The sequence below is a fragment of the Terrabacter sp. RAF57 genome, assembly GCF_052113925.1.
Classification (GTDB): Bacteria; Actinomycetota; Actinomycetes; order Actinomycetales; family Dermatophilaceae; genus Terrabacter.
The window spans coordinates 325134-344531 of the sequence record NZ_JBFRDT010000002.1 but is presented as its reverse complement, the minus strand read 5'-3'; the positions used below and the strand labels follow the sequence as shown (position 1 = coordinate 344531).

General features: G+C 72.0%; 18 protein-coding genes. 12 read left to right on the top strand and 6 right to left on the bottom strand.

Features of this window, described 5'->3' with window-relative positions:
- The first annotated feature begins 141 nt into the window (after positions 1-141).
- The 6 genes from sigE to AB4Y83_RS03380 are packed head-to-tail and all read left to right on the top strand — an operon-like array spanning position 142 to position 7292.
- Positions 142-789 (top strand): RNA polymerase sigma factor SigE, encoded by a 648-nt coding sequence (gene sigE / locus AB4Y83_RS03405; RefSeq protein WP_442275127.1) that lies wholly within the window; start codon positions 142-144, stop codon positions 787-789.
- 19 nt (positions 790-808) lie between these two features.
- Positions 809-1531 carry a hypothetical protein gene (locus AB4Y83_RS03400; RefSeq protein ID WP_442275126.1) on the top strand — a complete coding sequence of 241 codons (723 nt, stop codon included), beginning with the start codon at positions 809-811 and terminating at the stop codon, positions 1529-1531.
- Positions 1528-3186, top strand: coding sequence for a trypsin-like peptidase domain-containing protein (locus tag AB4Y83_RS03395; RefSeq protein WP_442275125.1), 1659 nt, complete (start codon positions 1528-1530; stop codon positions 3184-3186). Before AB4Y83_RS03400 ends, AB4Y83_RS03395 begins: the two co-directional genes overlap by 4 nt.
- 55 nt (positions 3187-3241) lie before the next feature.
- A complete protein-coding gene (locus AB4Y83_RS03390) occupies positions 3242-3598 on the top strand; it encodes a twin-arginine translocase TatA/TatE family subunit (protein ID WP_442275124.1) in 357 nt (118 codons plus the stop codon).
- 53 nt (positions 3599-3651) lie between these two features.
- Complete coding sequence (locus AB4Y83_RS03385) at positions 3652-5466, top strand: ABC transporter ATP-binding protein (protein ID WP_442275123.1); 1815 nt, start codon at positions 3652-3654, stop codon at positions 5464-5466.
- Positions 5463-7292, top strand: a complete 1830-nt coding sequence (locus AB4Y83_RS03380; protein ID WP_442296027.1) for an ABC transporter ATP-binding protein — start codon at positions 5463-5465, stop codon at positions 7290-7292. Before AB4Y83_RS03385 ends, AB4Y83_RS03380 begins: the two co-directional genes overlap by 4 nt.
- Before the next feature lie 75 nt (positions 7293-7367).
- Here the strand turns inward: AB4Y83_RS03380 and AB4Y83_RS03375 are convergent, their stop codons facing one another.
- From AB4Y83_RS03375 to AB4Y83_RS03360, 4 genes are read right to left on the bottom strand one after another with little or no spacing between them, the layout of a single operon-like run.
- The gene (locus AB4Y83_RS03375) at positions 7368-8510 is read right to left on the bottom strand and encodes an Mrp/NBP35 family ATP-binding protein (protein ID WP_442275121.1); all 1143 of its coding nucleotides are present in this window, start codon (positions 8508-8510) and stop codon (positions 7368-7370) included.
- Between the two features lie 57 nt (positions 8511-8567).
- Complete coding sequence (locus AB4Y83_RS03370; RefSeq protein ID WP_442275120.1) at positions 8568-9128, bottom strand: DUF1003 domain-containing protein; 561 nt, start codon at positions 9126-9128, stop codon at positions 8568-8570.
- The gene (locus AB4Y83_RS03365) at positions 9125-10432 is read right to left on the bottom strand and encodes a magnesium transporter MgtE N-terminal domain-containing protein (protein WP_020143111.1); all 1308 of its coding nucleotides are present in this window, start codon (positions 10430-10432) and stop codon (positions 9125-9127) included. The genes AB4Y83_RS03370 and AB4Y83_RS03365 overlap by 4 nt, the downstream gene beginning before the upstream one ends.
- Positions 10433-10449: 17 nt before the next feature.
- Positions 10450-11190 (bottom strand): hypothetical protein, encoded by a 741-nt coding sequence (locus AB4Y83_RS03360; RefSeq protein WP_442275119.1) that lies wholly within the window; start codon positions 11188-11190, stop codon positions 10450-10452.
- 89 nt (positions 11191-11279) lie between these two features.
- Between AB4Y83_RS03360 and AB4Y83_RS03355 the strand changes: the two genes are divergently transcribed.
- The 3 genes from AB4Y83_RS03355 to AB4Y83_RS03345 all read left to right on the top strand — a co-directional run bounded on the left by AB4Y83_RS03355 (position 11280) and on the right by AB4Y83_RS03345 (position 14207).
- Entirely contained in the window at positions 11280-12353 is a 1074-nt protein-coding gene (locus AB4Y83_RS03355; protein ID WP_442275118.1) for an HpcH/HpaI aldolase/citrate lyase family protein, read from the top strand.
- 5 nt (positions 12354-12358) lie between these two features.
- A complete protein-coding gene (locus AB4Y83_RS03350) occupies positions 12359-13240 on the top strand; it encodes an HpcH/HpaI aldolase/citrate lyase family protein (RefSeq protein ID WP_442296026.1) in 882 nt (293 codons plus the stop codon).
- A gap of 88 nt (positions 13241-13328) precedes the next feature.
- Positions 13329-14207, top strand: coding sequence for a GNAT family N-acetyltransferase (locus tag AB4Y83_RS03345; RefSeq protein ID WP_442296025.1), 879 nt, complete (start codon positions 13329-13331; stop codon positions 14205-14207).
- Between the two features lie 9 nt (positions 14208-14216).
- Here the strand turns inward: AB4Y83_RS03345 and AB4Y83_RS03340 are convergent, their stop codons facing one another.
- Positions 14217-15002, bottom strand: a complete 786-nt coding sequence (locus AB4Y83_RS03340) for an alpha/beta hydrolase-fold protein (RefSeq protein ID WP_442296024.1) — start codon at positions 15000-15002, stop codon at positions 14217-14219.
- Positions 15003-15204: 202 nt separating this feature from the next.
- Between AB4Y83_RS03340 and AB4Y83_RS03335 the strand changes: the two genes are divergently transcribed.
- From AB4Y83_RS03335 to AB4Y83_RS03325, 3 genes are all read left to right on the top strand, one after another.
- Positions 15205-16107, top strand: a complete 903-nt coding sequence (locus AB4Y83_RS03335; RefSeq protein ID WP_442296023.1) for an extensin family protein — start codon at positions 15205-15207, stop codon at positions 16105-16107.
- 50 nt (positions 16108-16157) lie between these two features.
- The gene (proS, locus tag AB4Y83_RS03330; RefSeq protein ID WP_442296022.1) at positions 16158-17567 is read left to right on the top strand and encodes a proline--tRNA ligase; all 1410 of its coding nucleotides are present in this window, start codon (positions 16158-16160) and stop codon (positions 17565-17567) included.
- A gap of 111 nt (positions 17568-17678) precedes the next feature.
- Entirely contained in the window at positions 17679-18344 is a 666-nt protein-coding gene (locus AB4Y83_RS03325) for a nitroreductase family protein (RefSeq protein WP_442296021.1), read from the top strand.
- Positions 18345-18434: 90 nt separating this feature from the next.
- Here AB4Y83_RS03325 and AB4Y83_RS03320 read toward each other — a convergent pair whose 3' ends face one another.
- Positions 18435-19343, bottom strand: coding sequence for a serine protein kinase RIO (locus AB4Y83_RS03320; RefSeq protein WP_442296020.1), 909 nt, complete (start codon positions 19341-19343; stop codon positions 18435-18437).
- Positions 19344-19398: the final 55 nt, after the last annotated feature.

The following is a 19398-nucleotide window of genomic DNA, read 5'->3' as shown; positions in this document are numbered from 1 at the left end:
CCGTCCACAGCAGAACCACAGGTTCTGGCTGGCGGTCGGACAGGGCAATCCGAGACGATCGACGGGAACGAAACGAGATCTGACGGCGTTCTTGTCGTTGACCCCTCTCCGTGAAAGGCCCAGCCCCCTGTGAGCACCAGCGTGACGTCCACCTCTCCCACCTCGGTGGAGCAGGCCGACTCGACGTGGACTCCCCCCACGTGGGAGGAGATCGTCGAGCAGCACTCGGCGCGCGTGTACCGCCTGGCCTACCGCCTCACGGGCAACCCGCACGACGCGGAGGACCTGACGCACGACGTCTTCGTGCGCGTCTTCCGGTCGCTGCACTCCTACCAGCCGGGCACCTTCGAGGGCTGGCTGCACCGCATCACGACCAACGTCTTCCTCGACAAGATGCGTCGCAAGCAGCGCATCCGCTTCGACGCCCTGCCCGACGACGCTGCCGGTCGGCTCCCCAGCAACGAGAAGGGGCCGGAGCAGACCTACCACGACGCCCGTTTCGACGACGACGTGCAGCGGGCGCTCGACGCTCTTGCGCCGGAGTTCCGCGCGGCCGTCGTCCTCTGCGACATCGAGGGCCTCAGCTACGAGGAGATCAGCGCGACGCTCGGCGTCAAGCTCGGCACCGTCCGCTCGCGCATCCACCGTGGCCGCGCCCAGTTGCGCGAGGCCCTCGCGCACCGCGCCCCCGAGGTGGCCGCCGCCGCCCGTACGGCCAAGCCCGAGTCGCGCGCCGCTCGCGCCGGCCTGCGCCTTCCCGGCCGCCGAGTCGCGGCGAGCTCGCGCTGATGGGTCCGGAGGTGATGTCGTGACGCCGCACCTCAAGGGATACGTCCGCGCCTACGTCGACCGCGCCCTGCCGCCGGCGATGCTGCACCTCTACGACAAGCACCTCGTGTGCTGCACCGTCTGCCGCGCCGCCGCCGACCAGGAGCGCCGCATCGTCGCGTCGCTGCGCTCCGACACCGGCGTCCCGATGAGCCTGCGCACCTCCCTCATGGGTCTCGGTGCTGCTCCTTCGGGTGAGCCCCAGCCCGCGCCCGCTCCCTCGCGTGAGACCAGGGCCCCCCGCATCCCGCTGCCGCCCGTGGGTTTCCGTATGCCGTCGACGCCGTCCTACGAGCCCGTGCCCACCGTTCGGCCCACCGCTCCTGCCCTGCACCGCTCGCCGATGCGTGCTGCGGTGGTGGCCTCGATCGCGGCGGGCGCGTCGGTCGCTGCCGCGTGGGGACTCGCGATCGCGCCCGTGCCCGGCTCGCGGACCCCTTCGGTGCGGGGCCCGGTGGCCAACTTCGGGGCCGGTCCCGTCAGCGCCGTGAACTTCGGCGGCTCCGTGCTGCCCGGCAACAGGATCTCTCCCGTCACGCGTCAGACGCAGGGTCTCGGCGACGTCGGCGCCGGCAACGTCCCGTACTGGGTCGTCACGACCCGCACGTCGGCCCGTACCGCGTCGCTGGCCGTCGACCCGACCTCCGCCCTGGTGGCCCCGGTTCGGGTCACCAACGTCCGTTCGGCACAATCAGGGCCATGAGCGACGAGTCGACGACGCCGGAGCCCGACCCCACGGCAGCTCGCGAGACCGACGAGCGCACTGAGGCCCTCGGGCACGCAGGAGCGCCCGACGTGGAGCAGACCGGCATCATCGACCTGCACGACACCCGGGCCATCCCCTCCGCGTCGCCGACGACACCGGCCCCCGTCCCGACCGCATCGGAGGCGCAGCCGCCGGTGAGGGCCTCCGACTCTCGTCCCGCCGACACGGGTGACGACGCGTGGTTCGACGTCTTCGGAGGCGAGCACCCGACCGAGGGTGCCGGCGTCCCTGCCCGGGCCGATGCCGCCTGGGGCAGCGACCGCGCCGACTCGCTCGCCGAGGAGGCCTACCGCTCGGCCTACGCCCCGCCCACCCCCGAGGCCGACGCGCCCTCTGCGACCGGGCCCGGTGCGTCCACCCCCCCGGGCGACGCGCTGGCCGGCGCCGCCGCGGCAGCCGGCGGGACGGCACACCTCGGCTCCGTGCCCCAGGCACCCGCGGGGGGCGACCCTGATCTCGGGAGCGGCCCCGTGCCGCCCGCGGGCGTCGCACTCGCCGACCCGCCGGCGCCGTCCGCCCGCCGCGGTCGCGGCAAGCTGGTCGCCGCCGTCGTCGGGCTCTGCCTGCTTTCCGGTGTCATCGGTGGCATCGCGAGCCAGGTCGCCGAGGACCGCATCAACCTCGCCGGCTCGACCCTGCCCGAGCCCGGTCCGGGCGCCACGCAGCGACCTGCCGGCTCGGTCGCCAACATCGCCGCCGTCGCCCTGCCGAGCGTCGTGACCATCAAGGTCGACGCCGGCAGCGAGGGATCGGCGACCGGATCCGGCTTCGTCATCGACGGCAAGGGCCACGTCCTGACGAACAACCACGTCGTCGAGCCCGGCGTCAACGGTGACATCGAGATCGTGCTGAGCAACGGCGACACCGAGAAGGCGACCATCGTCGGGCGCGACGCGAGCTACGACCTCGCCGTGCTCAAGATCAACCGCACCGACCTGAAGCCCCTGACGCTCGGCGCGTCCGACAAGGTCGTCGTCGGCGACCAGGTCATCGCCGTCGGTGCACCGCTCGGCCTCGACCAGACCGTCACCACCGGCATCGTCAGCGCGCTCAACCGCCCCGTGACGCCGGGAGAGGGCAGCGAGTCCTCCTTCATCAACGCCATCCAGACGGACGCGGCGATCAACCCCGGCAACTCCGGTGGCCCGCTGCTCGACATGACGGGCAAGGTCATCGGCGTCAACAGCGCCATCGCCCGGGTTCCGGGGACGAGCGGCTCCACCGGCGGCAGCATCGGGCTCGGCTTCGCCATCCCGAGCGACCAGGCCCGGCGCACCGCCGACCAGCTCATCGCGACGGGCAAGGCCACCCACCCGGTCATCGGCGTCAACCTCAGCCGCACGTTCGTCGGTGACGGCGCCCAGGTCCTCGACGCGCCCGACGCGGTGACCTCCGGGGGGCCGGCCGCCAAGGCCGGCGTCAAGGCCGGCGACGTCATCATCGGCTTCGAGGGCAAGCGCATCCGCACCCCGGACCAGCTCATCGTCTCGATCCGCGCGCGGGCCGTCGGCGACACCGTGAGCCTCAAGGTCGAGCGTGACGGCACGGAGCTCGAGCTCCAGATGACGCTGGAAGCGGATCCGGCCAAGTAGAGCACGACGCGCCACCGTAGGATGGCGCAGCCGGTACGCGTGGAAGCGAGGGACTGTGTTCGACATCAACGGGTGGGAGCTGCTCCTGCTCGGTCTGCTCGCGATCCTCATCCTGGGTCCCGAGCGCCTGCCCGAGTACGCCGCCAAGTTCGGCAAGTTCGTCCGCCAGGCCCGCGGCATGGCCGACCGGGCCAAACAGCAGCTCAAGGACGAGATGGGGCCGGAGTTCTCCGACGTGGACTGGCGGGCCTACGACCCGCGCCAGTACGACCCGCGCAAGATCGTGCGCGACGCGCTCTCCGCGCCACCCGACGAGGACGACCAGCAGTCGCCCGTCGTCGACAAGCCCGTGAGCACGCCTCGCGGCCACGACCCGTCGGTCCCGACGCCCTGGGACAGCGAAGCGACGTGAATCTCTGACCCAGAGGCATCTCTGTCGTTGGTCGGGGTTATCGTCACTCCTTGATGCCTGCTGATCCTGCTTCTCAACCGCCCGCCTCCGTCCGGTCCCTGTGGCGGCTGCGCGGCTACCTGCGCCCGCACCGCTGGGCCCTCGTCGTCATGTTCGTCGCGTCGCTCGCCGGCGTCGGCCTCTCCATCGCGGTCCCCCTCGTGACACGGGCCGTCATCGACGGGCCGATCACCGAGCACGAGCTCGGGCCGGTCCTCCCGCTCGGCCTGCTCGCCCTGGCCCTCGGCGTGCTCGAGGCCGTCCTCATCTTCGTGCGCCGGTGGGTGCAGTCCAACGCCGTGCTGGGGCTCGAGACGCAGCTGCGCCGCGACCTCTACGAACGCCTCCAGGCCCTTCCGATGAGCTTCCACACCCGGTGGCAGTCGGGGCAGCTGCTCTCCCGCGCGACGACCGACCTCTCGGCCATCCGCCGGTTCAGCGGTTTCGGCCTGCTCTTCCTCGTCGTCAACGTCCTGCAGGTCACGGCCGTCACGATCGTGCTCCTGACGATGTACTGGCCGCTCGGGCTCGTCGTCGCGGCGACGGCGGTTCCCATCACCTGGCTCTCGATGCGCTTCGAGAAGGCTTATGTCGTGATGTCCCGGCGCGTCCAGGACCAGCAGGGCGACCTCGCGACCCAGGCGGAGGAGGGCGCGGTCGGCATTCGCGTCATCAAGTCGTTCGGACGCAGCGACCACATGGCCCGTCGCTACGACGAGGCGGCGCTCGAGCTGCGGGCGACGAGCCTCGACAAGGTCCGCCTCTCGGCGAAGTTCTGGACCTTCCTCGAGGTCATCCCCAACCTCGCCGTCGTCGTCGTGCTCCTGCTCGGCGCCATCGGCGTCGGCCAGGGTGACCTGACGCCCGGCGAGCTCGTCGCCTTCATCACCCTGATGCTCTCGCTCGTGTGGCCCGTGTCCTCCCTCGGCGTCATCCTCGCGATGGCGCAGGAGGCCATGACCGCGGCCGCGCGTGTGCTCGAGATCTTCGACACCGAGCCCGACATCGTCTCCGGCGCGCACGAGGTCGGTGCGCGCCGCGGCCACCTGCGCTTCGAGCACGTCGACTTCGCCTTCCCCGACGCGCCCGACCAGCCGGTGCTGCGCGACGTCAACCTCGACGTCGCTCCCGGCGAGACCCTCGCGCTCGTCGGCGCGACCGGCTCGGGCAAGACCGCCCTCACCGCGCTCGTCCCGCGCCTCTTCGATGTCACCGCTGGCCGCATCACCATCGACGGCGTCGACGTGCGCGACTTCGAGCTCGCCGCGTTGCGCAGTGTCGTCGCGACGGCCTTCGAGGAGCCGACGCTCTTCTCCATGAGCGCCCGCGAGAACGTCACCCTCGGACGCGCCGACGCCTCGGAGGACGACGTGCTCGCCGCCCTCGAGATCGCCCAGGCCGGCTTCGTCCTCGACCTCCCCTGGGGTCTCGACACCCGCATCGGCGAGCAGGGCCTGTCACTCTCAGGTGGTCAGCGCCAGCGCCTCGCCCTGGCCCGAGCCGTCCTCGCCCGTCCGGCCGTCCTCGTCCTCGACGACACCCTCTCGGCCCTCGACGTGCACACCGAGAAGCTCGTCGAGGAGGCCCTGTCGAGAGTCCTTTCGGAGACCACCGGCCTCGTCGTGGCGCACCGCGCCTCGACGGTGATGCTCGCCGACCGGGTCGCGCTCCTCGAGCACGGCACCATCACCCACGTCGGCACCCACCGCGAGCTGCTCGACGGCGTCCCGGCCTACCGCGAGCTGCTCGCGGCCGACGCCGTGGAGGAGGCGGAGGCCTCCGCGACGGGCGGCCGCGCCACCGACGCGACCCAGGAGGTGCCGGCGTGACGGCCTCGGCCCAGCAGTGGCGCGGCGTCGCCGCCGACGACATCGACGGCGACCTGACGGCCGAGACCTCGGCCCGGCTCGCCGGCCGCTCCAGGCGGCTGCTGCGCGACGTGCTCCGGCCGTGGCGCCAGGCGCTCTGGTGGCTCATGGTCGTCGTCGTCATCGAGAACGCCGCTCGGCTGTCCATCCCGTACCTCGTCAAGGTGGGCATCGACACCGGCATCCCGCCGATCCGGGAGTCGGGCGACCTCGGCCCGCTCCTGCTCGTCGTCGGGCTCGTCCTCGTCGCCACGCTGACGCAGGCAGTCTCGCGCAACCTCTTCCTCGTGCGCTCCGGCCTGATCGGCCAGGACATCCTGCTGTCGATCCGGCGACGCGTCTTCCGCCACTTCCAGCACCTGAGCCCGGCTTTCCACGACCGCTACACGTCCGGGCGCGTCATCTCCCGGCAGACCTCCGACGTCGACGCCATCTACGAGATGCTCGAGACCGGGTTCGACGGGCTCGTCACGGCCGCGCTGACCCTCGTGGGCACCTCCGTGCTGCTGCTCGTCCTCGACGTCAAGCTCGGCCTCGTGGCGCTCCTCTGTGGTCCCGCTCTCGCGCTGCTGACCAACTGGTTCCGCAAGGCGTCGGCCAAGAGCTACCGCGCCACCCGAGAGAAGGTCGCCCTCGTCATCGTCCACTTCGTGGAGTCGATGAACGGCATCCGGGCCGTGCAGGCCTTTCGCCGCGAGCCGCGCAACCAGGCGATCTTCGAGGACGTCAACGACCAGTACCGCCGGGCCAACCTCGTCGCGTTCCGGCTCGTGGCGTGGTTCATGCCGGGCATCCGGCTCATCGGCAGCGTCACGATCGCCGTCGTCCTCGTCTACGGCGGCTACCTCGCTTATCAGGGCGAGGTCACCGTCGGGGTGCTCGCGGCCTTCCTGCTCTACCTGCGGCAGTTCTTCGAGCCGATGATGGAGATCTCGCAGTTCTACAACACCTTCCAGTCGGCCTCGGCCGCGCTCGAGAAGCTCTCCGGCGTGCTCGAGGAGGTGCCCGACGTCCCCCTGCCGATCGACCCGATGCCTCTCGGGGCGCCCCGCGGTGAGGTCCGCTTCGACGACGTCCGCTTCGAGTACGTCGCGGGCACCGCGGTGCTACCCGGCCTCGACCTGACCGTGCCGGCCGGGCAGACGCTCGCGCTCGTCGGCACGACCGGTGCGGGCAAGACCACCATCGCCAAGCTCGCGACCCGCTTCTACGACCCGACCGCCGGGACGGTGAGCCTCGACGGGGTCGACCTGACCCGGCTGGCGTCCGACGACCTGCACCGCGCCGTCGTCATGGTGACGCAGGAGAACTACCTCTTCAGCGGCACCGTCGCCGACAACATCCGTTTCGGCCGGCCCGATGCCACCGACGACGAGGTCAAGGCGGCGGCCCGCTCGCTCGGCGCGCACGACTTCATCGTGGAGCTGCCGCAGGGGTATGCCACGCCAGTGTCCAACCGGGGTGGGCTGCTGAGCGCCGGTCAGCGTCAGCTCGTCGCCTTCGCGCGGGCCTTCCTCGCCGATCCGGCGGTGCTCATCCTCGACGAGGCGACGTCGTCGCTCGACGTGCCCTCCGAGCGGCTCGTGCAGCAGGCCCTCGGGACGATCCTCGCCGGGCGCACCGCCATCGTCATCGCGCACCGCCTCTCGACGGTCGAGATCGCCGACCGGGTGCTCGTGCTCGAGCACGGCCGCATCGTCGAGGACGGCGCGCCGAGCGATCTCGTCGCGGCCGGCGACGGCCGCTACTCGGACCTCCACCGAGCCTGGGTCGACTCGCTCGCCTGACCTCTCACCACCGAACGCGGCGTCCGGTGGTGAGGCGGTGGGCGGGAGAATGCGTCAGAGGGCCCTCCCGCTGGGTCAGCGGCCGGCTGGGGTGAGGCCGAGCGAACGGCCGGCGAGGCCGCGGGCGCGAGAGCCGAGGTTGCGGGCGATGCCGCGCAGAGCGACGGCAGCAGCGGTGTCGGGATCGCCGAGCACGACCGGCGTGCCGTTGTCGCCGCCCTCGCGCAGGCGCGTGTCGAGGGGGATCTGGCCGAGCAGCTCGACCGGGGCACCGATGCTCTTCGTCAGCGAGTCGGCGACCGCCTGCCCGCCGCCGGAGCCGAAGATCTCCTGGCGGGTGCCGTCCGGCAGCTCGAGCCAGCTCATGTTCTCGATGACGCCGACGACCCGCTGGTGGGTCTGCAGGGCGATCGAGCCGGCCCGCTCGGCCACCTCGGCGGCGGCCTGCTGCGGGGTCGTCACGACGAGGATCTCGGCGGTCGGGATGAGCTGTGCGACGGAGATCGCGATGTCGCCGGTGCCGGGCGGCAGGTCGAGCAGGAGGACGTCGAGGTCGCCCCAGAAGACGTCGCCGAGGAACTGCTGGAGCGCGCGGTGCAGCATCGGGCCACGCCACACGACGGGCTGGTTGCCGGGCACGAACATGCCGATCGAGATGACCTTCACGTCGTGGCTGATGGGCGGCAGGATCATGTCGTCGACCTGCGTGGGCCGCTGCTCGACGCCGAGCATGCGCGGCACCGAGAAGCCGTAGACGTCGGCGTCGACGACGCCCACCCGCAGGCCCTGCGCGGCCATCGCGGCGGCGAGGTTGACGGTCACCGACGACTTGCCGACACCGCCCTTGCCGGAGGCCACGGCATACACCCGCGTCAGGCTGTTGGGCTTGGCAAAGGGGATCTCCTTCTCCGGGGCGCCGCCACGCAGCTGCGAGCGCAGCTCGGCGCGCTGCTCGTCGCTCATGACGTCGAGCTCGACCTCGACCGAGGTCACGCCGTCGAGGGCGAGGAGCGCGTTGCTCGAGTCCTTGGTGAGCGTCTCCTTCATGGGGCAGCCGGAGACGGTCAGGAAGATCGCGAGGTCGACCTTGCCGGCGTCGTCGATCTCGACCGACTTGACCATGCCGAGCTCGGTGATCGGCTTGCGGATCTCGGGGTCGTTGACCTTCGACAGCGCCGTGAGCATGGCGTCACGGCTGGGCAGTGCGGCGACAGACATGTGTTCCATCGTATGCCGACGTGCCGGGCCTCCCGACCACGGCCGGGGTGCGCTCGCTCACGGTCGGTGCCGGTTGTCCTTGGGCTCGTCGTCGGCGCCGTGGACGATCCCGCGGTCCTCCATCTCCTCGAGCAGCGAACGCAGCTCGGAGCGCACGAAGTCACGCGTGGCCTGCTCACGCAGGGCGAGACGCAGGGAGGCCACCTCGCGGGTCAGGAACTCGGTGTCGGCGAGGTTGCGCTCGTCGCGGGCCCGGTCCTGCTCGAGGGCCACCCGGTCGCGGTCGGCCTGGCGGTTCTGCGCGAGGAGGATGAGCGGTGCGGCATACGACGCCTGGAGGCTCAGCATGAGCGTCAGGAAGATGAACGGGAACTCGTCGAAGACGAGCCCCGGGGGCGCGAGGACGTTCCAGGCGATCCAGGCGGCGACGAAGACCGTCATCCCGATGAGGAACTGGGCCGTGCCCATGAAGCGGGCGAACTGCTCGGACAGGACGCCGAAGGCCTCCTGGGTCAGGGTGATCCGGGGCAGGACCCGGGCACGCTTCTCCTGCGGCTGGTCGAGCTTGTCCCCGCGGACCGCCCGGGCGCCAGGACGACGCTCGGCGCGCTCGCTCACGGCTTCACCCCCAGCTCGTGCCGCTCCTCACGCCAGTCCTCCGGGAGGATGTGGTCGAGCACGTCGTCGACGGTGACCGCTCCGATGAGGCGTCCGTCGTCGTCGACGACGGGCAGCGAGACGAGGTTGTAGGTCGCGAGGGTGCGCGTCACGGTCTCGAGCGACGCGGTGGCCACGACGGGCTCGATCTCCTTGTCGATGATCGACCCGACGGCGCCGTGCGGCGGCTCGCGCAGCAGGCGCTGGATGTGGACGAGGCCGAGGTAGCGGCCGGTCGGGGCCTCGAGCGGCGGGCGGCAGACGTAGACCATCGACGCCAGCGCCGGGGCGAGCTCCTCGCGGCGCACCGTCGCGAGGGCCTCGGCGATGGTCGCCTCGGGTCCGAGGATGACGGGTTCGGTCGTCATCATGCCGCCGGCGGTCTTCTCGTCGTAGGCGAGCAGACGACGCAGGGGAGCGGCCTCGTCGGGCTCCATGAGCTGGAGCAGCTCCTCGGCCTGCTCGGGCGGCAGGTCGGCGAGCAGATCGGCCGCGTCGTCGGGCTCCATCGCCTCGAGGACGTCGGCCGCGCGTTCGTTGGCCAGGCCGGCGAGGATCTCGACCTGGTCGTCCTCCGGCAGCTCCTCGAGCACGTCGGCGAGGCGCTCGTCGTCGAGCGCGGCGGCCACCTCGGCCCGGCGCTTGGGGTTGAGGTCGTGGATGACCTCGGCGAGGTCGGCGACCTTGAGGTCGTCGTAGGTCTCGAGGAGGCGCTCGGCGCTCTGGGCGCCGGCCTGCTCGTGGAGGCCGACGACGTCGCGGATGTCGACGAGCATCGTCTTGCCCGAGCGGCGACGCGTGAGCCGGGACATCGCCTTCGAGGCCGACGAGACCCCCGCCGGCGCCTGCCGGACGAAGACCCGCGTGCCGATCCAGTCGCGACGCGGGCCCTGCTCGATGGCAAGGTCCTCGACGAGCGAGTCGGCGAAGCCGGCCTCGACGGCCTCGGCCGTCGTGACGCGGACGGTCCGGTCGAACAGCTCGGCGGCGACGAGGACCTCGTTGGTGCGCTGTTCGAAGCGGCGCATGTTGACCAGGCCGGTCGTGATGACGGCGCCGGCGTCGATCGACGTGACCCGGGTCATCGGCACGAAGACCCGGCGGCGACCGGGCACCTCGACGACGAGGCCGATGACGCGGGGCTCGGGTCGGTTGACCGAGAACATCACGACGACGTCGCGCACGCGCCCGACCTGGTCACCGAGCGGGTCGAAGACGCTCAGTCCGGTCAGGCGCGCGACGAAGACGCGGGTGCTCGCACTCATGGCCCAAGGCTATGGGGTCAGCGTCCGCGGCGACGGGTGCCACGTCGCTGGCGCTTCTTGCGCAGCTTCGCGCGCTCCTTCGCGGCGTTGCGCGCGGCCTTCGCCTCGTCCTTGGCCCGCTTGCGCTCGGCCTTCTCCTCGCCGCGCCCACCCCAGTGCCACGGGCGCCAGGACGTGGTCGTCGCGGCGGTGCGGGCCGGGGGCTCGCGGTGGTCGTGGGCGGCATATGCGCCGGGGGACTCGAGCGGGCTGTCGAAGGGCACGAGGGCGGTGACGGTGCACTCGGCCGCCCAGCGTGTCAGCGAGTCGTCGACCGAGTTGAGCCGCGACGCGCGGAGGAGCTCGGCCGCGCGCTGCCACTCGGGGGTGCCGGGCTCGAGGACGTGGACGTGTGCGCGGACCGTGAGCAGGCGGCCCCCGGTGTCCTTGCTGCGCAGGATGACCCTGACCTCCTTGGGCAGCCACGGGAGTGGCTGCTCGCCCGGTCCGCTCACGACGAGGGCCGCCCCGTCGTCCCACACGTGCCAGGCCGGCCACGTGCGGTCGTCGGCGACCTCGATCCAGAGCAGACCGGACTTCGCCATCGCCTCGCCGAGCAGGGCGGTCGCGGAGGCGGCGGACGCGGCGGACTGCGGGTCGGCCTGCGTGGGCGGCGCCGTGGGCGCGGAGGGCACCTGTTCGGTGCCCGTCCCCGTGCCCTTCTCGGGGCTCGTCCCTGCGCCCTGCTCGGTCACAGGCTCGGTCGCGCGCTCGGTCACACCGCCACCTTAGTGATCCCGCCCTCATCGGCGGTACGCGTGACTGTCGTCATAACGCGGGCCGTCCGCCCGTTGCTACGTTGACGCCCATGCGCAGCGCCAAGGACTTCTTCCGGCCGCTCGCGGTGGGGGCGCCGACGCCCCTGACGCAGGTGCCGGCCCGCCCGTCCCGGGTCATCCACTTCTTCGACCCGAGCAACCCGAAGATGGCCGCGAAGGTGCCGGATCTCGTCGGCACCGTCGACGTCCTCCTCGGCAACCTCGAGGACGCCGTCAAGGCCGACCGCAAGGAGGCGGCCCGGGCCGGCCTCGTCGAGATCGCGAAGGCCACCGACTTCGGCGAGAACACCCAGCTCTGGACGCGCATCAACGCGCTGGACAGCCCGTGGGCGCTCGACGACCTCACGACCCTCGTCACGGAGATCGGCGACAAGCTCGACGTCGTCATGGTGCCGAAGGTGCAGGGCGCCGAGGACATCCACTACGTCGACCGCCTCCTCGCCCAGCTCGAGGCGAAAGCGGGCCTGACCCGTCCGATCCTCGTGCACGCGATCCTCGAGACGGCGCGCGGCATGGTCAACGTCGAGGAGATCTGTGGCGCCTCGCCGCGCATGCAGGGCCTGTCGCTGGGACCGGCCGACCTCGCGGCCGACCGACGCATGAAGACGACCCGCGTCGGCGGCGGGCACCCCGGCTACCTCGTGCGCACCGACCCCGTCGACGGTGACATCACGGGAGCGCGCGCGACGGCGCAGCAGGACCTCTGGCACTACACGATCGCCCGCATGGTCGATGCGTGCGCGATGCACGGGATCTACCCGTACTACGGACCGTTCGGCGACATCCAGGACGTCGTCGCGTGCGAGGACCAGTTCCGCAACGCCTTCCTCCTCGGCTGCGTCGGCACGTGGTCGCTGCACCCGGTGCAGATCGAGATCGCCAAACGCGTCTTCAGCCCGTCGGCCGAGGACGTCGCGCACGCGCGACGCGTCGTCGCCGCGATGGGCGACGGCACGGGTGCCGTCATGCTCGACGGGAAGATGGAGGACGACGCCAGCCTCAAGCAGTGTCTCGTCATCGTCGAGCTCGCCGAGCGTCTCTCCCAGACCGACCCCGCGCTCGCCGAGCTGTATGCCGCCGAGCCCGCCCCGCAGGAAGGCTGACTGCCGTGCCCGTCGAGCCCGACGCATACCGCCCCCGACGCTCGGTGCTCTACATGCCGAGCTCCAACGAGCGCGCCCTGGAGAAGGCGAAGACCCTTCCCGTCGATGCCCTCATCCTCGACCTCGAGGACGCCGTCGCCCCCGATGCGAAGGAGACGGCGCGCGAGAAGGCATGCGCCGCAGTGCAGTCCGGAGACTACGGCCGGCGTGAGCTGACGATCCGGGTCAACGGCCTGGGGTCGCAGTGGCACGACGCCGACCTCGCGGCGGCGGCCGCGGCCGGACCGGACGCGATCGTCGTGCCCAAGGTCGGCTCGGCCGACGAGGTGCGCGGCCTCGTCGCCGCGATGGAGGCCGCCGGCGCTCCGGAGCACACGCGGCTCTGGGCGATGGTCGAGACGCCGGTGGCCGTGCTGCACGCCGAGGAGATCGCGCGCGCGTCCGACCGTCTTGCCTGTCTCGTGCTCGGCACGAACGACCTCTACAAGGAGCTCGGCGCGAGCTTCGCCCCGGGACGGATCGCGATCCAGACCTCGCTCCAGCTCGCGGTCCTCGCGGCGCGGGCTGCCGGGGTGGCTGTCGTCGACGGCGTCTACAACGACGTCAAGGACTCCGACGGCTTCCTCGCCGAGGCGCGCCAGGGCCGGGAGATGGGCTTCGACGGCAAGACGCTGATCCACCCGGGGCAGGTGGAGGCGTGCAACGACGTCTTCGCGCCGAGCGCCGAGCAGGTCGAGCAGGCGCGGGCCGTGATCGCCGCCTTCGAGACCGCGCAGGCCGAGGGCAAGGGCGTCGTCACCCTCGACGGGAGGCTCATCGAGAGCCTGCACGTCGACACCGCCCACAAGGTCCTCGCGACCGCCGAGGCCATCGCCGCGCTGTCCTGACCGACACCGTGGACACCGCTCGCCGCAGGGCACGGTGCCGTCGCAAAACGAGGTGTGCGCTCGCGCGTGGACGGTGTTGGATCGGGGCATGTCGATCGAGCTGAGCGCGCCGGGAGTCCAGGGCCTCGTCGAGGCCGTGCACGAGATGCGCGAGTGGCAGCAGGACGGGATGCCGGTCCAGCTGCACCCCGGCGACCTCGGCTGGAACTGGAGCTTCGGCGCCGACGCGACCGCGGCGGCCGTTCGCACGTGGAGCCGCGACGGGCGCCTCGTCGCAGTCGGGTTCCTCGACGACCCGCGCGTGCTCCGGATGGCGATCGCGCCGGAGGCCGGTGACGACGACGAGCTGGCGCAGCAGCTGCTCTCCGACGTGTCGCGCCCCGAGCGTGGCGTGCTCCCCGCCGGGGAGGGCTCGGTGGAGGCGCGTTTCGGTGATGCCTTCCGCGCCCGCCTCGCGGACGACGGATGGGCCGACGGCGAGCCGTGGACGCCGCTCGTCCGAGACCTGACCGAGCCCGTCGAGGACAGCGGACTGCGGGTGGAGGTCGTCGGCGCGGACCCGGAGCCGGAGCGGCTCCGTGACCGGGTGGCGGTCCAGCGCGCGTCGTTCGAGACCTCGACGTTCAGCGAGGAGCGGTGGCGGGAGATGGCGTCCGGGCCTGCCTACGTCGACGCGAGGTGCCTCGTCGCCTACGACGAGTCCGGAGCCGCGGTGGCAACCGCGACCGTGTGGTCGGCCGGACCGGGGCGACCCGGTCTCATCGAGCCGCTGGGGGCGCACCGCGACCACCGGGGCCGCGGCCACGGGCGCGCGATCACCCTCGCGAGCGCGGCCACCCTCCGGGAGCTGGGCGCCTCGAGCTGCCTGGTCTGCACCCCGAGCGCCAACGTCGGTGGTGTCGCCGCCTACGTCTCGGCCGGCTTCCGCCGCCTGCCGGACGCCCACGACCTGCACCGCGCTGCGTGAGCCGGGCCGTCAGGACCGGGCGGCCGCCCAGGTCATCTCGGCGCTGACGTTGCCGCTCCAGAAGCCGTCGTCGTGGCCTCCCGTGGTGAAGTGGGCCTCGGTGCCCGGAAGGCGCAGGGCGAGAACGCGGTTCGCGGCGATGAACGGGTCGGACATGCCGCAGTCGAGCCTCACGGGAATGCCCTGCAGCCGGTCCAGCCGGTTGAAGATCGAGTGCCGGTCGAAGTCGGCCCGCCCGTCGTAGGCGCGGGCGGGCGTCTCGCTGCCCTTCTGCCACAGTGCTGCGCTCGCGGCGACGACGCCGCTGACGCGAGAACGCCCGAGCTCGCTCGCGATGAGAAGCGCACCGAAGCCGCCCATCGACCACCCGAGCAGGACGACCGGCGAGGACGCCGGCAGCCCGGCAGCCTTCAGCGCCATCGGCACGAGCTCGTCACGGACCATCGCCCCGGTGTCGCTGCCGTCGCGGCGTGGGTGCCAGTAGCTGTTGCCCCCGTCGACGGAGACCAGCGCCATCCTGGAGGGCTCGACGGCATCGCCGAAACCGAGGTTGAACGCGTCGTCGGCGCCCCCTCCGAAACCGTGCAGCGCCACGACGAGCCCCCGGGGTCGGCCTGCGCGGGGCACGGCCATCCGCCAGCGTGGGGCCTCGACACCGAAGCGGTCCGACAGCACCCCGTCGCTGAGGGTCGGCCCGTCGGTGGCGGAGCAGCCGCCGACCCCGGTCGTCGCCGTCGCCAGACCGAGCGCTCCGAGCAGGACGACGCGTCGAGACGGCCCGGTGTCGGAGGACATGCGGGGAGCGTAGGACTCAGGCGGCCACRCGACGGGGCGACGCGCGCCGGGACGCACCCGGCTGACGACGAAATGCCCCGATCGAGCGAGGTCGGGGCGGCGTTCTGCTCCCGGGACGGCGCCCCCCGCTGGCTTCCTTGAGTCTGCCCATCGGCTTCGTTGCCCGGGGGACACCCTGACCGCCTCGCACGTTGGACCAGGCATGGGCCAGCAGATGCGGACGGGGGAGCAGGCAGCCCGGCGCCCCGAGCCGGACGCGCCGCGATCCGGTCAGAGCGGGCTGACCCGCCGCCGCCTGCTCACGCTCGGCGCGGTGGGTGCCGTCGCCGCCGGAGGGGCGTATGCCGTGTCGCGCGGTCCCGGCCTCGCGTCCCTCCCGCGGCTGGCGGGCCTGGGTGAGCCGACGCCGCCGGAGCTGCGCATCGACCCGCAGCCGGTCGACCGCTCGGCCCTGCAGGCGCGGCAGCGCATCGGGGCCGCGGCCCACGTCTACGAGGTGACGGCCCGTCCCGCCACGTACTACGTCACCGAGCCGTTCGGGGCGCGCCTCGACCGGTGGCTCGCCCTGCACCGGCGCCACGTCGGCCAGGTGCCCGACGAGGTGCGCTCCTACGGGGCCTGGGTCCGCGGCTCGGCGACGTCGTGGCACAGCTCGGGGGAGGCCATCGACATCGCGCGGCTGCGCGCCGACGGCCGCGACCTGACGAGCCTGCGCTACGACCTGTGGCGTGACGCACCGGCGCCCGAGCTGCGTCGTCGCCTCGCGCTCTACTGGCGCACGGCCGCCGGACTGCACCACGAGTTCGCCGACGTCCTGACCTACCTCTTCGACGCGGCGCACAGCAACCACATCCACGTCGACCTCGGCCGGTTCGGGCCGGAGCGTCCGCGCCTCATCCGTCGTTCCGACGCCCAGGTGCAGGCCGTCCAGGCGATGTGCCGGCACGTCTGGGGTCGCACCGACGTGGAGATCTCCGGCGACTTCGACGACGTGACCCGGGAGGCGACCACCCGCATCCTCGAGCAGACCGGCAGCCCGGCGGAGCTCGGCGACAGCCGAGAGGCCTGGCAGGCCTTCATGGTCGCCACGATGGAGCGGGCCTAGGCGGAATCGACGTGACGGCGCCCCCGGGGCCGATCATTAGGATCGGGGCCATGGCCAAGACCGTGCTCACACCCCAGTCCGAGGACTTCCCCCGGTGGTACCAGGACATCGTCGCCAAGGCGGAGCTCGCCGACAACGGTCCGGTGCGCGGCACCATGGTCATCCGACCGTACGGCTACGCGATCTGGGAGCGGATGCAGGCCGACATGGACCGGCGCATCAAGGAGGCCGGCGCACGCAACGCCTACTTCCCGCTCTTCATCCCGGAGTCCTACCTCAACCGCGAGGCCGAGCACGTCGAGGGCTTCAGCCCCGAGCTCGCGGTCGTGACCCACGCGGGCGGCAAGGAGCTCGAGGAGAAGGTCGTCGTGCGCCCGACCTCCGAGACGGTCATCGGCGAGTACATGGCGAAATGGACGCAGAGCTACCGCGACCTGCCGCTGCTGCTCAACCAGTGGGCCAACGTCGTGCGGTGGGAGCTGCGCCCGCGGATCTTCCTGCGCACGAGCGAGTTCCTCTGGCAGGAGGGCCACACGGCGCACGCCACCGAAGAGGACGCGCGCCTCTACGCGAAGCGGATCCACGAGGAGGTCTACGCGCCGTTCATGCGCGAGATGCTCGCCATGCCCGTCGTCCTCGGTCGCAAGACGAAGCGCGAGCGTTTCGCCGGTGCGACGAACACCCTTGCGCTGGAAGGGATGATGCGCGACGGCAAGGCCCTGCAGATGGGCACGAGCCACGAGCTCGGCCAGAACTTCGCCAAGGCCTTCGACATCACCTACCTGTCCGAGCAGGGCCGCCAGGAGACGTGCTGGACGACGTCGTGGGGCAGCTCGACCCGCATGCTCGGCGGCCTCATCATGGGCCACGGTGACGACCACGGTCTGCGTGTGCCGCCGAGGCTCGCTCCCGTCCAGGCGCTCGTCATGGTCGTCAAGGACGGCGAGGGCGTGGTCGAGGCAGCGCGTCAGGTCGTCGCCGACCTCCTCGCGCGCGGGGTGCGGGCCGAGCTCGACGCCCGTGTCGACACGCCGTTCGGACGTCGCGCCGTCGACGCCGAGCTCAAGGGCATCCCGCTGCGGGTCGAGGTCGGTCCCCGCGACCTCGCCGAGGGCTCCGTCACCGTCGCCCGACGCATCGCCGGTGGCAAGTCGTCGGTGCCGCTCGGCGGCGTCGTCGACACGGTGGCCGGCGCGCTCGACGAGGACCACGACGCGCTGTATGCCGCCGCGCTCGCCCACCGCGACACGAACACCGCCGCCGTGAGCACCATCGAGGAGGCCGCCGAGGCGGCCCGCGCCGGCTGGGCCACCATCCCGTGGTCGACCCTCGGTGAGGAGGGAGAGTCGCTGCTCGCGGAGTCGGCAGTGACGGTCCGGTGCCTGACGATGCCTGACGGCTCCGTGCCGACCTCGGAGTCCGACGCCGGCGTGCTCGCGGTCGTCGGCCGCGCCTACTGACGTGGCACGTCGCCGGTCCCTCGGCCACCGGCGTGGTGCCGCCCACACCCGGGCCGGGAAGACGCCGGGCTGCGGCATGGTTGACGAGTGCGTGAGGACGGCGATCGAGACGTGAGTGACGAGACGGTGGTCGGCGGACGGCATGCGCCCGCGGTTCAGATGGCGCCCACGGCGCAGCCGGAGACGCTGACGCCCCTGCTACGCGACCGCGAGAGCGTCATGGTCTACGACCGGTCGCACGTGCTCGGCCCCGACACCCTGCGCGCGATCCTCGAGGCCGCGCGGTGGTCGCCGTCGGCCGGCAACTCGCAGCCCTGGGGCTTCCTTGTCGGCCTGCGCGGCGACGACACGCACGCCGCCATGGTCGAGGTCCTCTCGTCAGCCAACCAGGTGTGGGCGCCGTCCGCCTCGTCGATCATCCTGACGCTGCACCAGGTCGCGACCGACGAGGACCACGAGCTCGCCTACAGCGACTACGCGATGTTCGACCTCGGGCAGGCGGTCGCCCACATCACCGTGCAGGCTCGCTCGATGGGCCTGCAGGTGCGTCAGTTCGGCGGCTTCGACCACGGTGCGGCGACGGAGCGGTTCGCCGTGCCGCCGCACTGGGCGGTCACGACGGGCATCGCGCTCGGACTGCCCGCCGGCCCGGACGACGACGGCGAGATGCCGGACTGGGTGCTGGCCCGGGCGCGGCTGCCGCGGTCCCGCCTGCCGCTCGAGGCCTTCGTCCACTCCGGGAAGTTCGGCCACCCGGCGGACTTCCTCACCGACTGACCGAGAGCGCCCGCACAGATGATGGAGGCCACCCCACGAACGGGTGGCCTCCATCTGGTCTGTGGCCCATCGGTGTGACGACGAGCGTCGCTACCACCGCGACGTCGCCGCCGCGATGAGGTCACCGAAGAGCAGGCCCTCGTCGACCGCATACCCACGACGGGTGAACCAGTCACACATGTTGTGGGTGTCGCGTTCGAGGAACTCCGGGCCGTGCGGGTTGCCGATGACGTCGACGACCTGCGGCCAGTCGATGAGGACGAGCCGCGCGTCGTCCCCCTCCCCCTCGAGCAGCACGTTGTACGGGGAGAGGTCACCGTGCGCCCAGCCGAGCTCGGCGAGCCGCAGCATCGCCTCACGCAGCTGCTCGAACAGCACCGGCAGCAGGTCCGGGTCCGGACGCACCTGCGCCAGCCGCGGCGCGGCCTGCCCGTCGGGGGTGCCGATGAACTCCATCAGCATCTCGTCGTCGGACATCTGCACCGGGTAGGGCACCGGCAGCCCCTCGTGCCAGAGGCGGACCAGCGTCTCGAACTCGGCGAACGCCCAGAGGCCGCTGATCAGCTCCTTGCCGAACGCGGTGCGGGTCCGGATGGCCCGCGTCTCGCGCGACTTCCGCACGCGCCGGCCCTCGAGGTAGCCGGAGTCGCGGTGGAACATGCGGTGCTTGCTCGACCGGTACCGCTTGCCGGCCATGAGCACGTCCCGGTCGGCGGAGCCGGGCACCCACCGTCGGACGAGGTGGACGTCGGCCTCCTTGCCGGTCTTGAGCACCCCGAGGTCGGCCTCGACGGCGCCGAGGTCGGTGATGACCCAGTCGGGGCGGGGCTTCGGGCCGTGGGTGGCTCCGTCCCAGCTCGACCACCGCTCACCTTCGGGAGGGCCGTCGGGGTCGGTGTCGACCGCGTACGGCTCGTCCTCGAGACCGAGGGTGCGCCGAGCGGTCAGTCTGGTGTCGACGACCGCGAGGTCGTCGTCGTGAAAAGCGTTGAATGACAAGAGAACTCCAAGGAAGAAGAGATGTGGGCAGGCATGCCCGGGGCCGTGATGGTCA

What these genes read in the sequence shown, in the direction of transcription:
- AB4Y83_RS03340 (WP_442296024.1), bottom strand. Translation starts at nt 15,002, where the DNA reads ATGTCCTCCGACACCGGGCCGTCTCGACGCGTCGTCCTGCTCGGAGCG.
- AB4Y83_RS03345 (WP_442296025.1), top strand. Translation starts at nt 13,329, where the DNA reads ATGTCGATCGAGCTGAGCGCGCCGGGAGTCCAGGGCCTCGTCGAGGCC.
- AB4Y83_RS03355 (WP_442275118.1), top strand. Translation starts at nt 11,280, where the DNA reads ATGCGCAGCGCCAAGGACTTCTTCCGGCCGCTCGCGGTGGGGGCGCCG.
- AB4Y83_RS03385 (WP_442275123.1), top strand. Translation starts at nt 3,652, where the DNA reads ATGCCTGCTGATCCTGCTTCTCAACCGCCCGCCTCCGTCCGGTCCCTG.
- AB4Y83_RS03335 (WP_442296023.1), top strand. Translation starts at nt 15,205, where the DNA reads ATGGGCCAGCAGATGCGGACGGGGGAGCAGGCAGCCCGGCGCCCCGAG.
- AB4Y83_RS03375 (WP_442275121.1), bottom strand. Translation starts at nt 8,510, where the DNA reads ATGTCTGTCGCCGCACTGCCCAGCCGTGACGCCATGCTCACGGCGCTG.
- AB4Y83_RS03365 (WP_020143111.1), bottom strand. Translation starts at nt 10,432, where the DNA reads ATGAGTGCGAGCACCCGCGTCTTCGTCGCGCGCCTGACCGGACTGAGC.
- AB4Y83_RS03395 (WP_442275125.1), top strand. Translation starts at nt 1,528, where the DNA reads ATGAGCGACGAGTCGACGACGCCGGAGCCCGACCCCACGGCAGCTCGC.
- proS (WP_442296022.1), top strand. Translation starts at nt 16,158, where the DNA reads ATGGCCAAGACCGTGCTCACACCCCAGTCCGAGGACTTCCCCCGGTGG.